This window comes from Streptomyces sp. NPDC001373, from assembly GCF_042895815.1.
GTDB lineage: Bacteria > Actinomycetota > Actinomycetes > Streptomycetales > Streptomycetaceae > Streptomyces.
In genome coordinates this window covers 1-14,825 of record NZ_JBIAWQ010000006.1, presented here as the reverse complement: position 1 = coordinate 14,825, position 14,825 = coordinate 1, and the positions used below count along the sequence as shown (strand labels likewise).

The following is a 14,825-nucleotide window of genomic DNA, read 5'->3' as shown; positions in this document are numbered from 1 at the left end:
TGGTCCGTGTCCCAGGAGAGGTCCGACATCCGGGTCGCCCCGGCGTCCGCTTCCTCCCGCTCCCCGGTGGCGCCCTCCCGGCTGCGGTCGGTGGCATCAGCGTCCCGGTCGAGGCCTTCCCGCCGCCCGTCACCTCCGCCTTCGTCCGCTGCTTCCGCGCGGCGCCCCGGGTCCGCTCCTATGTCGGGATCCGGACCGGCGGCGGTCTCGACGGGCGGCGGCGGGGGCGGCGGAATGTCGACGCCTTGACCGCCCTCTAGCGCCACTGGCTCTCCTCCTGCTCCTCCGAGACGAGGGGCGCAGGGACGACAGCGTCCGCCGCGTTCCCAGCCACGTCACCGGCCTTCACGTCCCCCATCACGCCCCCGTTCGATGTCGCAGCACGGTCGCTCACCACCGGGGCCCTGTCAGCCCCCGAGCGTCGGTCCGCGCCTGGTGATCCGCGTCGGGGGGCCTGCATCAGGCTGTCGGCGCAGAAGCCCCGTCCTCCAGGTGCCGGTAGGATTCCCGCCACTCCGCGAAGGCTGCCTCGAACCACGGGACCCCTGCGGCAAGCGGCATCAGGTGGCGGCACGTCTCGCGGTAGTAGGAGCGCCGCTTCTCGGGCCGCGGGTGGGTGTCGAGCCGCTGTACGTTGCTGTACCGGTCCGCAAGCTTGAGCAGCAGCACCTCCGGCGGCGCGCCGCGCAGGCTCTGCAGGTAGCGGTTCCGCACCTCGGCGGGATCCTCGTCGGCCCCGGGCTCCGGCTTCGTCACCCATCCCACCCACGCTTCGACCCGGGGGCCGAACCGCGCGCCGACCTCCTTGGCCGTGCGATCGGTGTCCTCCACGACGTCGTGGAGGACCGCCGCGACCAGCAGGTCCTCGTCGCGGACACCGACCCCCGAGACGAGGACCTCCACCACCTCCAGCAGGTGCTCCACATATGGCTCACCCGCAGGCCGTTTCTGGTCCCCGTGGGCCTCTTCGGCGAACGCGACGGCCTCCCCGAGCCGCCGCACCGAAACCTCCGGAGCGACCACCGCCAACTGCCGGCGGGCGGTGTCCCAGTCATGCCACGTGCCGAATACCCGATGGGTCAAGACGACTCCTGATCCTCAGCTTGAAGCTGCCTCTTGTACTCCGACCACCGCGGCAGGGTCGACGGCACCTCACCGGATTTCGCCCTGCGGGTCTCAAACTCTCCGACAATGCGTCGCCGATTGATCTCGGCGAGGGCATCGTTCCTGATCGACTTCATTTCCGCCAGAGATTCGCATTCTCTCTCGTCGATCACAAAAACAGCGAACATGAATCCGTCCGCAGTCTTCCTGTGGAACGTCGAGATCATGACGTACTTCGGGCCTGCCTGATCCGTCACGGGTACCTCCTGCGAGTTTCTTCCTGATCCAGCGCCGATGCTTCTGCCTGCATCCTACGCATCACATCGCGTTCCTCCGGCGTCGTTTCAATGTGCGATTTGTACACGGTGTTGTGCTCGAGGTCGGCTGCTACGGAAGCCCGCCTCGTCGTGAGCTGGAGCTCGTACGTGTACGGCTTTCCCTCGACTTCGATGGACACGACCATGGGGATGACCCGGTAACTCGGATTTCCACCTTTGGGCTCGGCGTACATGTTCTCAACCTCCAGCAGACGCCCACCTTCTCCGACGCCTAAGTACTCTTTGGATTTTTCCAAGATGATTTCGAGGCGGGCGGTGTCATCGACTGTAATCCTCGCGCCCACTGCATCGATGACGTCCCCGATTTTATAATCCGGTCGGGGCTTTCGGCCGTCGCTCCCATTCACCATCCGCTCCACTTTGTCGACCAGGCCGCTTGCGGATTTTGTGCGGATGCTCAGTTGGTCGTCGCCGCCGGCCTCCTCCAGCAGACGCGTCACGTCTTCGCAGACGCTCGGTTCCACCTCGTTCTGCAACCGCATGCTGTAGTCGTCGAGGGCCACGCGGTCGCTTCCCTCGATGGAGGCTCCGAGCGCCCGCACAGGGTCGTCCACCTTCGCCTGCTCGACGTAAGCGTCCTTGCGGGATGTCCCGTCGGGCTTGTGGTTCACCTCGTGCTCCACGGGTTCGAACAGAGGGCCACGGCCGGGGTTCTCGGACCTGTACTCCTCCAGGGAGCGCCCCTCCAGGGTCTCTCCTTCGGCGAGTTCCTGAATGATCTCCAGGGTCCGCCCGCCCCTGGTCTCGGCGTCCTTCAGGCTCTCGATCACGTTCAGCTTGTTCGTATTGTCCGCACCGAGCTTGGTGATCACCGAAGCCACTTCCGGATACTTCTCGCTGAGGACCCCCGCCACGTCGGCCAGCGGATTCTCCCGCTGGTCCCCCTTCTCCGGATCGCCGGAATCACCCTCCTCCACCAACGGCGAGTCAGGTTCGTTCACATCCTCTGCCGCGCCGGGGTCAGGGTCCTCTTCAGGCGCCTCGCCGACACCTCGGGATTCCGCTCGTGCACGCAACGCCGGGGAAGGGGGCGGAAGAAGATGACCGGTGGTGTCCGGCCGCTCCCGTTCGGCCTGGACCGTCGTGGTGGCGGTGGTGTGCTCGGCCCCTCCGGACGACGGCGCCTCCGTGGGCTGGAGCGCCCCCGCGGCGTTCGGGTCGGCGGCGACCTGTGTGGTGGCGTCCGGGGTGGCGAAGACCGGCGTGGTGGAGTCCACGGCGGGGGCGTCCTGGGCGGGGACCACGGGGGTGGAAAGGTCGCGGCCGTCGGCGTCGGGGGTGTCGGGTGGGGCTGCGTCCTCGTTCTGGTCTGGGGCGTCCGCCGCGGGGGCCTCCGGGTCCCGGTCGTCCTCGTCGAATTCCAGGGTGGATACGGGCCTGGTGCCCCCTTCCCCGGCCTCCTCGCGGTCCGCCGTGGCGCCGGAGTCCCGTGAGCTGGTGCCTTCGTGGGAGGAAGCCGCGTCTGTGTGGGCGGTGCCGTCCCGTTCGCTGCCGGCCGGCCGGTCGTTCTGCTCCCACGAGAGGTGGGAGATGCCGTCCCGTTCGCCGGCGCGGGAATTGCGCTCCTCCGGCCCGTCCTGCGGAGCGTTGTTCTCCCGGGTAGGTTCCGCTCCGGTCTCCGTCCCCGTGGCTGCTTCGCTGCGGCGGTCGGTGTTCCGTGCGGCGGGTACCCCCGCCTCGTCGGACGGCTGCGGTCTGGGTAACGGCGTGGCCGGCTCGGGCTGGTGGCCGGCCCGGTCCGAGGGAGGTGTCATGGGCGGGGCTCCTTCCCGTGGGCGCATTCGATGGCGACGCGTTCGGCGGCCTCGTCCACCAGCGCGTCCACCAGTTGCCCCGGGGCGCAGGCCAGGCGGAAGGCGCGCTCGACGTGTTCCCGCGTGGTTCCGCCCGTCAGTGCGGCCACCGCTTCGCGAAGGCCGCTGCGCTCGACGTCGCCGACCCGGCCGTGGGCGCGGTCGGGGGCGTAGTTGGCCAGGGCCCGGACCTGGCGGCGGTGGTCGGCTCCGGAGGTGCCGGTCAGGACGAGGCCCCGGGCGGTCCATTCCGCCTCGTGGCCGGGGTAGGCGTGGGGGCCGTCGGGCGTTTTCTCACGGGTCGCGTGGATGGCCTCCAGGACGTCCCGGTAGCGGTAGTTGGCGTAGGCGAACCGGCGGCGGTCCTCGGTCGGTGGTGGCGTGCCGAAGAGGCGGGACGTCAGTACGGCGTACAGGCGCGCGCCGAAGTCCGCGGGGTCGACCTCCCCGCGCATCAGGGGTTCGCGGGCCGCGACCGCGCGTTCCACCGCGTATACGAGGGCGCAGTCCAGGTCGCGTGCGGGGAGGGCCGTCAGGGTGTCCCGTACCGCGGGGGAAGGGCGGGAAGCGGGCATTCCCATGGCCTGCGCCGTGGCGGCCGCCTCGACCCAGAGCACCTGCAGGGGCGCGAGGGAGCGGTGGTACGCGTCGTTCATCGTGCGCAGGGTGCAGGGGCTGCGCAGGCAGGAGGCGCCGCAGAGCGGGCTCCGGCTGCCCAGGAGGGGCGGGTCGGCGCGGACTCCGTCCGTGCCCTCGTCCCCTTCGCCGTGCGGGACGGCGGTCAGCACCGGCCGGTCCATGCCGTCGGCCGCCACGGCCGCGCGTCCGGGGCGGAGCGCGACCACGCTTTCGCTCTGCTCGGGCTGGAGGTTCATGGTCGCGCCCACGGACCGGCGGTCGTCCTCCGCGGGCAGCCGGTGCATGACCTTCAGTGCACTGTTCTTGATCACATCGGGGAGGATCTTGCTCGGGATCTGCTCGACGATGACCACGCCCTCGCCGTACGCGCGGATCTCGGCCAGGAGGGACGCGAACAGCTCGACGGCGGCGGCCGCCGGACCCGACTCGACGTTCTTCAGCAGCCGGTGGGCCTCCTCGACCACCAGGACGTGGCGCAGCGGCACCCCTCCCGTGCTGTGGTGCACGCGCAGGTGCTCCACGACGCGGATCAGGACGGCGCCGATCAGGAACGCCTTGTCCTGGTCGTTGGTGATGCTCTCCAGCTCCAGGACGACGTTCCCGGCCAGGAGGCCGGCGACGTCCAGGGGGTGACCGCCCTGGAAGAACCTCCCGGGCGTGCCTTCCCTCAGGGACCCGATGCGGACGTCGACGAAGCCGCGGACGTCCGCGGTGACCTCCCGCCCGTACCCGATGGTCTCGACCACCCGCTGGGCGGTGCTCTGCAGGTCCGCCAGGGTCGGGTACTGCGCGGTGCGCGGGACGTCCGGTTCGTCGAGGAGGAACTTGGGCTTGTGGGCGGGGCGCGGCTCGCCGGTGACGAGGTCCCAGCCGGCGGCGGCGTAGCACTGGGTCAGGGCCCGGGCGAGCACCTGGGGGAACGGCTCGTGGCCCTCGAAGGCGGCGAGGAACAGGGCCCGCACGAGGTCCACGTGACTCTGGAGGGGGAAGCCCGGCTCCGGCTCGAGGGGGTTGAGGGAGGCCGGGGCGACGTCCACGTCACCCGGCCTGATCACGGTGACCTGTGAGAACGGGGACGGGTGCGTGCCCCCGGCGCCCCCCGGGGCCGCCTCCCCTCCTGCGGCAGCCGCCCGGTGCGCAGCGAGACGGCCCGCCATCCTCGCGTACTCCGCCTTGGCGGGCTCGACCGCCAGCCAGGGGATGGGCCGGCGGTGCGTGGACAGGGCCGTGAGCAGGCTGCGTACGGTCTGGGACTTGCCCGAGCCGGTGGCGCCGCAGACGAACGTGTGCCGGTTGAGGGTGGCGCGGGAGACGTACAGCGGCCCGGAGCCGGTCAGGGACTCGTCGAGGACGTCACCGAGCAGGAAGCCGTCGCCGGCCGCCCCCAGGGTGTCGGGGGCGGCGTCGGGGGCGGAATCCGGGCCGGAGTCGGAGCTGACGTCGAAGCGGTTGGCCGTCACTGTCTGGATGCCCGGCAGTTCGCGGGCGGGCGGGCGGGCAAGGGCCGCCACGAGCTCGGCCGGCGCCGTGAACCGGCCTCCGCCGCCGGCCGCCGCCCCGGCGTCGGCCTCCGTCGCCATCGCGTCGGCGAGCGGTACGGGGTGGCGGGCGGGGATCAGTACGTAGGGCAGGTCGTCGAGTTCGCCGGAGCCGCACAGCAGCGCCGCCGACGCGAGGGCGCTCTCGGGCCGGTCCGCGCCGACCAGCACCCGTACGTTCCAGAGCCCGGTGGCCAGCGCACGGGTGAGTTCCCGGTAGCGGGCCTCGGCCCGCTCGGCCGCGATCCGGTCGGCCTCGGAGTTCTCGCGCTGCCGCAGCCGGGGCAGCGAGACCCCCAGTGCCGTGCGTTCTTGTTCGAGCCGGTCGTGCGGGACCGGCTCGGCCAGGACGAGCCAGGCGAAGGGGTCGGGGAGGTGGGCGGCCGCGTCGTCGAAGGAGCCGCGGCGCTCGGTCGGCAGAGAGCGGCCGTCCTCGCCCAGGCGCAGCGGTTCGTGCATCCCGCCGCACGGCACCCAGTAGGGCATGCGTCCCAGGAGCCGGGCGACGTGCTCCGGCGGCACCTCGCGGGCCGTGGCTCCGGGCGGGTAGCGCAGCGGGCGTTCGCGGCCCGCTCCGGGCTCCTCGCCGGCGGGCGGGAAGAAGGGCAGGCCGCCGGCCAGGAAGTGCAGGGGCGCGTGCCGGTTCGGACGGATCCAGGCCATGGCGAGGCCGGCCCGGTCCGTGGCGCCCGAGCCGGCGCCCGTGCCGCTTCGGTGGGAGAGGACGGCATGGGCCGCCGTGACCGCCGCGGTGAGCTGGGCGGGTGTACGGTCCTGCGCCTGCGGGTCCTCGGGGCGACGTGGGATGGTGAGCAGTCGGTGGAAGCGGTAGCCGGCCAGTGCGGGGATCCGCTGCTCGGGGTCTGCCCCGGCGCCGTCGGTCACGGTGTCGCTCATTCAGCCCCCCGTCTGATGTGGGTGCATCCTGGCCCCAGCCGGGCGTTCCGCGGCACAAGTAGTGCGTCCCCGGAGGCACGCTTGTCGTGAACTGGCTGCCGAATGGCCGGTTCCGGGCGCCCGGCCGGTCCCCGGGCCGGTCCGCGACCGGCGGCCGCATCCGCTCCACCGGGCGCGGGGGTCTTCGTACGAACGGCGCCGCCGTGGCGCCCACAGCCGGACACCGGTGATATGACGGTGTGCCAACTCTAGTCAATCAAGGGACAGTTCAGGCCAAGGCGGCGCTCGTCGAGGTGGAGGAGATGACAGGTGCTCCCGGCGGGGGCACGATGCTCCGACACATGACGGGGGGCTTGATGAGTGCTGCCGACGCAGTGACCGAATCCGGGGACCACGAGGACCACGAACGGCGGGGAGGCCGGGCGGAGCCGGGCGGGGACAAGGGGCGCGGCGACCGGGTGAGCCACGGGGGCGGCGCGGAGGACGAGCCAGGTGCGGAACTCGCCCGGCGCGTCTTCGGCGGTGAGGAACGCTGGGGCTGGGAGTACGTCGCACCGCCCGAGCCCCCCGCCCACCCGGACGCCCAGAGGCCGCCCGTGTACGTGGAGCCCTCCGACGCCGAGGTGCGCGCCGCGCAGGAGCGGGCCACGGTCGGCCGGAACACCAAGGGTGTCGGCTGCCTGACCCTCCTGGCGGGCGGCGGCGCACTCGCGGCCGGCAGTGTGGGCCTCGCGATCGGCGTCGTGGTTCTCATCTTCATCGTGATGGCCTCGACCTCGCCACAGGCCCAGCTGCGCAGGGCGCGGCACCGGCTGGAGGACGACCGCGCGCAGGCGCGCAGCAGCCATGCAGCACGGACGAAGGCGTGGCAGGCGCGGCTTGCCGCCCATCGCGACGAGCACCTGCGCCACAACGAGACGCTGGACACCTGGTACCCCCTCGTCCTCGCCTCCAGGCCCAGCAGGATCGATGTCTTCGGCGGTACGGGAAACGGCTGGGCGAGCCTGCTCGCCACCCTCGGCGGACCGCTCCTGGGGCGCGGGCAGTCCGTGGTGGTCCTCGACCTCACCCAGCAGGCGGTGGCCCTGGAGCTGGCCGGGCTCGCCGCCCGGCGAGGCATCGCCGTCAGCCACGTACCCATGCCCGGGGCTCTGATCGGCATGGACCTGCGTGAGGAGTTCACCTCGGAGGAACTGGCGGAGACGCTGGCGGAAGCCCTGGGCAGCATGCGCCCTCCTGGCGCCGACGTCGACCTCCACACGATCGACGTGGACGTGGTCCAGACCGTCGCCGAGGCGCTCGAAGGGCCGGTGACCCTCACTCGTCTCGCTGCCGGTCTGCGCGTCCTGCTCCGCGTCCACGACCCCGACCCGGACGGCGCCGGCCCGCTCAGCCCGTCCGAGGTCGAGTCGGTCACCCAGGCGATCGACCTGATCGGCCAGGGCGAGCGCGTCCAGAACGAGTTGCGTTACGTACGGGCCCAGACCGAACTGCTCGCCAAGGCGGAGGCCACGGCTGCCGACGGGCACGTGGGGGAGTGGTGGAGCTCGGGCGGCCTGACCCTCGTCACGACCGAGGACCTCGTCCACCGCCGCAAGGACCTCACCGACCGCTTCGTCTTCTTCCGGCTGCTGCACGCCCTGCGCAGGCGTGCCGTCCCCGCCGGGACGGGAACCCTGGTCGTGGCGGGCGCCGACCACCTCGGCCGGGAGGCACTCGAGGCGATGGCACGCCAGGCGCGGAGCGCGGGGGTGCGTCTGGTGTTCCTCCTGGAACACCTCAGGGAGGCCGCCGCACACGTCGCGGGCGGCTCCGACAGCGCGACGGTGTTCATGCGCATGGGCAACGGCGAGGAGGCCAAGGCAGCTGCGCAGTTCATCGGGCAGGAACACAAGTTCCTCGTCAACCAGCTCACCCGGCAGGTGGGAGAGACCCTCACGGACGGGAGGAGCACCAGCTACACCTTCCAGAGGGGCCTGTCGGACTCGCGGGGCTCCAACAGCGGCGGCGGGACGTCGGGCAGCAGCTGGGGCAGCTCCAGCTCGTACTCCACGTCGCTGTCCCGCAGCTGGCAGGACTCCACCAACACGTCCACCGCCCAGTCGACCACGACCGGGGAGAACCTCAGCCGCCTCTACGAGTTCACGGTCGAGCCGACCCAGCTGCAGGCGCTGCCGGTGACCGGCCTGGTCCTCGTGGAGGCGGGCCCCGGCGGCCGTCGTGTGGTCTTCGGGGACTGCAACCCCGCCGTCAACTTCTGGCCCCGCCGGTCCGCCACACCCCGCCCGAGCCTGCCCTGACCTGAGGAAGCCCCGCCCTGGCCGGCCCGGGGCGGGAAGGCCGGGGCCGCCCTTCCGCTCCTTGTCGGTCTGTCGTACCGTCGACGGCTGCACGGAGACTGCCGACGGGCTGCTCGCCCACCCAGCCGCCTCACGAGCCCCGAGGCGGCCCCGCCTCGCGGTGTACCTGCTCATGTGCGAGCTCCTGCCGTGGGCATGAGCCAGGACCATCTGGACGCTGGGCGGCGACGCACTCGTCTCGGGTGCTCAGCGGGTTCTCGTAGTCGTATCCCCTCGCCCACGTGCGGTTTCGCATCATGCCGGGGCCGCCGGTCTCGCCCCCGCCGGTCAGTGGACGGCCGAGCCCATCCAGTGGACGGTCGTGGTCCAGCCCTGGAAGCGGCGGGCCAGGCCGCCCAGTGCCGTGCCGTCCGCGTCGAAGGCGCCGCCTCCCGCGACCAGGCGCAGTCCGGCGATCACCGGCGCGAGGCGGGCCGCCGTGTGCCACGGCTGCCCGGCGGCCTCCGCCGCCATCCGCTGGACGCGCGGCCTGTCGGCCGGGCGGGCACAGCGACAGGAAGAACAGCGTCTGCCGCCAGGTGTACGCGGCGTCCTTGACGGTGCCGAGCGGGCGCGGGAGGCCGTGGACACGGGCGACGAGGCGGCACACCGCGGCGAAACCCTCCTCGGCCAGGGCCTCCCAGCCGGCCTCCGGGGCGACGCCCGCGCGCCGCACCAGGACGGCCAGGTTGTGGGTGGTCAGGACCTGCGCCTGCTCGATGACCGTGCCGTTGCCGGCCGGAGACCAGGAGCGGGCGGCGTCCGTACCGGCCCGTTCCCCGCACAGCCGGTCGAACGCGGGTGCCGTCCGGGCCGGACGCGTCAGGGCGAGGCCGTCGGCGGCCTGCACCACCGCCATGTTGCGCACCGCGGCGCAGTCGATCCCGTAGTAGCGGGCGTAGAGGCTGTCCTCCAGAAGGTCGGCCGCGATGCGCGCGGCGGTCAGGAACTTCGGGCTGAAGGTCCCCATGAAGATGTCGGCCGCGAGTTTCTCGGTGAACGGCGCGGACAGGTCGGACTGGCGCGCCAGATGGGACATCTCGCGCACCAGCGGATTCGGCAGCAGCGTTCCGGGGAACGCGCCGACGGCCAGGTCTCCGAGACGGCGCAGCGCGGCCTCCGCGGCCGCCCGCGCGACGCCTCTGACGTCGCCGCCGCGGGTGGCCGCCGCCATGTTCAGCGCGGCCACGACCAGGTCCGCCGGCCGGCCAGCGCGCAGGACAGCAGCCAGCGCCCACCCGCGGGCCGGAGAGCAGCAGGCGGGCGCAGCACAGTCGGCCTGGGAATGGATACGCGCTGGTGGTTCCGCGCCTGGGGGGCTGGGCTCATGGCGTGGCGGGGTGCAGGGCTCGGCGGGCGGGGAGCAGGGTGGCGGCCAGGCCGAGCAGGAGGGTTCCTGCTACGAAGGAGCCGTAGACCAGTGGCGGGACGTGCGGCGGCTCGCCGGTCAGAGCTCTGGTCAGGGGAATCAGGGTGGCCAGGGCGATCGCCGTGCCGAGGATGATGCCGGATCCGCTGATCAGGAGCGCCTCCCAGCGGAGCATGCGCAGGACCTGGCTGCGGGTGGAGCCGACCAGGCGGAGCATCCGCAGTTCGCGGCGGCGGTCGAGGACGGTCATCACGAGGGTGTTGGCGGCGGCGAGGGCGGCGAAGCCGCCGAGGACGGCCGCCATGGTGGTGTTGGCCCAGGCGTTCAGGTCGCGCTCCATGCTCTGGGCAGTGGTCCAGTCCTTCCGGTCGGTGACGGGGCCGAGCCCCTCGGGAGCGGGCCCGCGGACGAGGAGTTCGGTGGGGCGGCCCGAGGTGGTGCGACCGGCGAGGTCGGCGGCCGGGAGCGTGACCTGGGCGAGGCCGAGGCCGCGGGTGTAGATCGCCACGATCTCGGGGGTGGCCGGGGTCCCGTCGGGGAGGTACAGGTCGATGCGGTCGCCGAGACCCACGCGTGCGGACTCGGCGATGGTGCGGTCCACGGCGACCCTGCCGGGTGCGAGGCGGTCGAGGCTTCCTTCGCGAACCCCGAGGTCCTGGACGGTCGTCAGGTCGCCGGAGATCCCCTGGGCGGAGACCGTTTCGATCCGGCGGGCTGCGGCGGCGCCGAGTTCGGCGATGACGGCAGTGCGGGTGATGGCGACGCCGCTTGTCGTTTCCGTTCCCAAGGCAGGGTCCTTGACCACGTGGTCGGCCAGTAGCCCTGCCTGCTGCTGCCGTGCCGCCGCCCGGTCCTGGCTGGTGTGGAGGAAGACCAGGGTGGAGGAGAAGGCCATGGCGAGCACGATGGGGGTGATTGCCGAGGCGAGCCGACGGGCGTTGGTGCGGGAGTTGGCCGCGGCCAGTTCCCCGGCTGCACCTGCGGAGCTCAGCGGGAGTCCGAAGACGAAGGCGCAGGCTCGGGCGATCATCGGTCCGAGCAGGGCCACAGCGAGGGTGAACAGCGTGACGACGCCGAGGGCGGCGTTGGTGGCGTCCTCGCCGGAGGAGGTGGCGGCCAGGGCCGCGCAGGCGGTTCCGCCGGCCAAAGCTGTGAGGCCGAGAGAGGTGCGGATCCAGGTCGGCTGGAGGCGCTCCACAGCGGCCGCGGCGAGGGCTTGACCGGGGCGGATGCGGGCCGGCCCGCGGGAGGCGATCCATCCTGCGAGCAGGGCGGCAACGACGGCGATGGCCGTGGCGAAGGCCGGCGGGATCCAGGAGACGGTCAGTTCGACGGGGGCGGGGACGGCGCCTTTGGCCTTGAGTTCGCCGAACCACCAGGAGGCGAGGGCGATGCCGGGCAGGCAGCCGAGGGCCCCGGCGGCGGGCGCGACGAGGAGGGCTTCGGCGGCGACCGTGCGGCGGATCTGGCGCGGGGTGGCACCGATGGCGCGCAGCACGGCGTACTCGCGGGAGCGCTGCCCCAGGGAGAGGGCGACGGTGCCGGCGGCGGTGAAGACGGCGACGAGGGTGGCAATGCCGCCGAAGGAGCCGCCGATGCCGGTCAGGGCCTCCTGGGCGGCCCTGAGCTGCGGGTCCAGGGCGCGGTCGGCGCCGGTGAGTACCTGGGTGCGGCCTTCGAGGACCTTCGAGGCCGCGGTGGCGGTGTGCCTGGCCCATGCTGCTTCGTCGGTCCCGTCCCGGGGAAGCAGGGCGATGGCGTCGAGGGTGTCCGGGTGGCCCGAGAGGAATCGGGCCTCGGTGTCGAAGAACCAGATGCCCGGGACTTCCGTGCGGCCGACGACGCGGAACTCCCGCTTGCCGGCCGGGGTGTCGAGGGTGAGGCGGTCCGGGTCGGCATCGGGCCCGCCCAGCACCGCCTCGCCCGCAGCGGCGGGGGCCCGGCCGTTGGTAAGGCGAGTACCGGTGAAGGCGGTGGAGCCCCAGCCCGATGCCTCGACGGTGCCGCCCATGGCGTCGCGTACGGGGAAGGTCACGTCGGGCACGGTCCGGCCCAGCGGGGCGAGCCGGTCCAGCAGAGCGGCGTCGACCCGGGCGCGCTCGGGAACCCGCAGGGAGATCTTGTGGTCGGCCTCGCCGTTGCCGACCTGCAGGTGGACCTGCTGGTCGGCAGCAATCACGACGGGGGCTCCGGCATACCGGGTCGGCGGGATGGCCGCCTGTGTCCCGGTCTGCAGCAGGATGCCGCAGGCGGAGACGATGGCGGCGGTCATGAGCAGGGCGAGGAAGGTACCGGCGAAAGCGGAGGGGCGGAAGCGGACTGTGGCGCGGGCCAGGCCGTTGGGGCGTCGCAACATCAGGCGGTCGCTCCTGTGTGCGCCGGGATGGCGGAGTGCTCGGTGAGCGTGGCCATCCGGGCGGTGATGCTCTGGGCGGAGCTGCGTGGCAGGCGGTCGACGAGGAGGCCGTCGGCGAGGAAGAGGACCTGGTCGGCGTGGGCGGCGGCGGCCGGGTCGTGGGTGACCATGACGATGGTGGCGCCCTGGCAGTCGACGACGGACCGCAGCAGATCAAGGATTTCCGATGCAGTGGTGGTGTCCAGGGCGCCCGTGGGCTCGTCGGCGAAGATCACGTCGGGGCGGGTGATCAGGGCCCGCGCGACGGCGACCCGCTGCTGCTGGCCGCCCGAGAGTTCGGCGGGACGATGGTTCCCCTTGCCGCCCAGGCCGACGCGGGCGAGGAGGCGGGCGGCCTGGTCCTGGTCCTGCCGCAACGTTCCGCCGCCTGCGAGCCGCAGCGGAAGCAGCACATTCTGCTCCACGGTGAGGGAAGGCAGGAGGTTGAACGCCTGGAAGACGAAGCCGAGTCGGCTGCGGCGCAGTTGCGTGAGCTCGTTCTCGTCCATGCCGGTGATCTCCGTGCCGGTGAGACGGACGGAGCCCGCGGTGGGAAGGTCGAGTCCGGCGGCGCACTGCAGGAAGGTGGACTTCCCGGAGCCGGAGGGGCCCATCACGGCAGTGAAGCTGCCGGGCGGCAGACTGAGGTCGATCCCGCGCAGCGCGTGCACGGTGGCGGTGCCGCGGCCGTACGTACGGCGCATTCCGCGCAGCTCGACGGCGGCGGTCCCGCACGCGCCGGCTCTGCCGCCCGCTCCAAACGGCCGCGTCGGGCTCTCGCCCTGCGGCTGCCGCTTGCCCTGCCTGAACCCCATGATGTGCCGCCTTCGTTCCGGTCTCGTCCCGTTCGCGTCTCCCACGTTATGGATCATGGTGCGGCGCCGGCCATGGCGCGGCCCCGTGCACCGAGGGTGGGGAAAACCCCACCCCTGCAAGGGGGTTATCCCAGCCCACAGTGCAGCTGGAGTTGCAGAAGTCTGGGCGCCACGCCCGGGAATGCCGCTGCGCGCTGACACGACTACCGGCCCGCGGTGGGGGCGCTGAACGTGTGCGGCGACTGGTACGACCTCGTCGACCTGCCCGGCGGCGGCCGTACGGCCGTGGCGGTCGGCGACGTCGTCGGCCACGGACTGCGGGCGGCCGGCCTCACCGACGACACCGCCCTGATCGTCCTGCGCCTGTAAGCGACCGGGTCACGCCCCTTCATGAGGCTGGCCCCGGCCACCGTGATCGGCGACGTACGCCGCGAAAACCTGCTCGGTGCTCCCTTGCGTCCTCACGAAGCGTGTGTCGAGGACGGCGGCCAGGTCGTCGAGCGCCGTGCGCAGCACCGACGCGGACAGGCGCACATCGGGGTGCCGCGCGCTTTCGGCCTGCCGGGCCAGGTCGGCGGCGTGGCCGAGCTGCCGGGGCAGCGAGGTGTTCTCGTCGCCGTCGTAGAAGTAGTACGACTCCGCGTACTGCATGAAATCGACCGTGGTCACCGCCAGTGCCGAGGCCAGCCCGTCCAGGAGCGCGGCTCCTCCGTCGGAGTCGAGCGCCTCGGCGGTGGCCCGGCTTCGGCGCACGTGGGACAGGCGCAGGGCCAGGGCACGGCGGCGGGCCAGGGCCGGGTAGATGCCGAGGATCCAGGCCACGGTCGCCGACAGCAGGACGAAGCCGGCCAGCGCTTCCAGCGGGGCGAGCACCCGCAGCCACCCCGACGTCGGCGCGATGTCCCCCAGCCCCAGCGTGGCAAGGGTGACCAGGGAGATGTAGAGCGCGTCCAGGGGGCCGGCGTGCTCGGCGGGGACGAGATCCTCGGCGTAGGAGAAGGACTCGGGCATCTGGGGCCAGTAGATGAGGGCCCAGCCGACCGCGACCGTCCCTGCCCACAGGGCGACGACGGCGACCATGCCCAGTGGGCCTGCCAGGCCCGCGGGCCGCCGCCTGGCACCCAGGGCGGCCGACAGCCGCCAGACGGTCATCATGATCAGCCTGCTCAGACCGCCGTGCCGCGTCGGGTGCCACAGGGTGTGGAACACGTCCCGGAGGATGAACAGCACCAGCACCGCGCCAGCGGCCGTCGAAAGCCACGCCATACCCGCCACTCTTCCCCACCCTGGCACGGCAGCCCCGCAAGGAATCACCGTTGTCAGCGCAACGGCACCAGCCCCGCGATGGCATCGGGTGCCGGCACACGCCCCGGTGCCCCTTGCATGCCAGCGTGGAGGAGGAAGCGGCAAGTGACCCGAGGCCGTGAAGGAGGCCGCCCTGAAGAAGCTTGCGGGGCGAGTCGCCCTGGTCACCGGAGGCGCACGAGGGATCGGTGAAGCCGTCGTGTGAAGTTTCCCCGTGATCTCGGACACTCGATGGTTATGCCGCGAGAGCGTGTTGATGCCGCTGCCGGGTCTCGGCTGGGGTGAGGTAGCCG

9 protein-coding genes and 1 pseudogene are annotated in these 14,825 nt (G+C 72.4%); 2 read left to right on the top strand and 8 right to left on the bottom strand.

What is annotated here, in order from left to right; all coding sequences use genetic code 11:
- Window positions 1–459: 459 nt before the first annotated feature.
- Genes ACFY15_RS15550 through ACFY15_RS15535 form a run of 4 tightly spaced genes read right to left on the bottom strand, consistent with a single transcriptional unit; the run spans window position 460 to window position 6,309 of the window.
- Window positions 460–1,083, bottom strand: a complete 624-nt coding sequence (locus ACFY15_RS15550; RefSeq protein WP_390825604.1) for an HD domain-containing protein — start codon at window positions 1,081–1,083, stop codon at window positions 460–462.
- Window positions 1,080–1,361 carry a hypothetical protein gene (locus ACFY15_RS15545; protein WP_390825603.1) on the bottom strand — a complete coding sequence of 94 codons (282 nt, stop codon included), beginning with the start codon at window positions 1,359–1,361 and terminating at the stop codon, window positions 1,080–1,082. Before ACFY15_RS15545 ends, ACFY15_RS15550 begins: the two co-directional genes overlap by 4 nt.
- Window positions 1,358–3,196 carry a hypothetical protein gene (locus ACFY15_RS15540; RefSeq protein ID WP_390825602.1) on the bottom strand — a complete coding sequence of 613 codons (1,839 nt, stop codon included), beginning with the start codon at window positions 3,194–3,196 and terminating at the stop codon, window positions 1,358–1,360. The genes ACFY15_RS15545 and ACFY15_RS15540 overlap by 4 nt, the downstream gene beginning before the upstream one ends.
- Window positions 3,193–6,309, bottom strand: coding sequence for an ATP-binding protein (locus ACFY15_RS15535; protein WP_390825601.1), 3,117 nt, complete (start codon window positions 6,307–6,309; stop codon window positions 3,193–3,195). The genes ACFY15_RS15540 and ACFY15_RS15535 overlap by 4 nt, the downstream gene beginning before the upstream one ends.
- 356 nt (window positions 6,310–6,665) lie before the next feature.
- Between ACFY15_RS15535 and ACFY15_RS15530 the strand changes: the two genes are divergently transcribed.
- Window positions 6,666–8,609 (top strand): hypothetical protein, encoded by a 1,944-nt coding sequence (locus ACFY15_RS15530; protein ID WP_390825600.1) that lies wholly within the window; start codon window positions 6,666–6,668, stop codon window positions 8,607–8,609.
- A gap of 130 nt (window positions 8,610–8,739) precedes the next feature.
- Here ACFY15_RS15530 and ACFY15_RS15525 read toward each other — a convergent pair whose 3' ends face one another.
- From ACFY15_RS15525 to ACFY15_RS15515, 3 genes are all read right to left on the bottom strand, one after another.
- A complete protein-coding gene (locus ACFY15_RS15525) occupies window positions 8,740–9,837 on the bottom strand; it encodes a hypothetical protein (RefSeq protein ID WP_390825599.1) in 1,098 nt (365 codons plus the stop codon).
- Window positions 9,838–9,973: 136 nt separating this feature from the next.
- On the bottom strand, window positions 9,974–12,373 hold the full coding sequence (locus ACFY15_RS15520) for an FtsX-like permease family protein (RefSeq protein ID WP_390688201.1): 2,400 nt from the start codon (window positions 12,371–12,373) through the stop codon (window positions 9,974–9,976).
- Entirely contained in the window at window positions 12,373–13,227 is an 855-nt protein-coding gene (locus ACFY15_RS15515; RefSeq protein ID WP_390688200.1) for an ABC transporter ATP-binding protein, read from the bottom strand. The genes ACFY15_RS15520 and ACFY15_RS15515 overlap by 1 nt, the downstream gene beginning before the upstream one ends.
- A 204-nt stretch (window positions 13,228–13,431) precedes the next feature.
- On the opposite strand from ACFY15_RS15515, the pseudogene ACFY15_RS15510 reads away from it, so the two are divergent.
- Window positions 13,432–13,560, top strand: a pseudogene (locus tag ACFY15_RS15510) (protein phosphatase); the annotation flags it as partial.
- Window positions 13,561–13,605: 45 nt separating this feature from the next.
- Here the strand turns inward: ACFY15_RS15510 and ACFY15_RS15505 are convergent.
- Window positions 13,606–14,493: a potassium channel family protein gene (locus tag ACFY15_RS15505; protein WP_390688199.1), complete on the bottom strand. Its 888-nt coding sequence runs from the start codon at window positions 14,491–14,493 to the stop codon at window positions 13,606–13,608.
- Between the last annotated feature and the right edge of the window lie 332 nt (window positions 14,494–14,825).

Bases quoted from the DNA above. Each gene is read 5' to 3' on its own strand.
- ACFY15_RS15515 (WP_390688200.1), bottom strand. From the start codon at position 13,227: ATGGGGTTCAGGCAGGGCAAGCGGCAGCCGCAGGGCGAGAGCCCGACG.
- ACFY15_RS15520 (WP_390688201.1), bottom strand. From the start codon at position 12,373: ATGTTGCGACGCCCCAACGGCCTGGCCCGCGCCACAGTCCGCTTCCGC.
- ACFY15_RS15530 (WP_390825600.1), top strand. From the start codon at position 6,666: ATGAGTGCTGCCGACGCAGTGACCGAATCCGGGGACCACGAGGACCAC.
- ACFY15_RS15535 (WP_390825601.1), bottom strand. From the start codon at position 6,309: ATGAGCGACACCGTGACCGACGGCGCCGGGGCAGACCCCGAGCAGCGG.
- ACFY15_RS15505 (WP_390688199.1), bottom strand. From the start codon at position 14,493: ATGGCGTGGCTTTCGACGGCCGCTGGCGCGGTGCTGGTGCTGTTCATC.
- ACFY15_RS15540 (WP_390825602.1), bottom strand. From the start codon at position 3,196: ATGACACCTCCCTCGGACCGGGCCGGCCACCAGCCCGAGCCGGCCACG.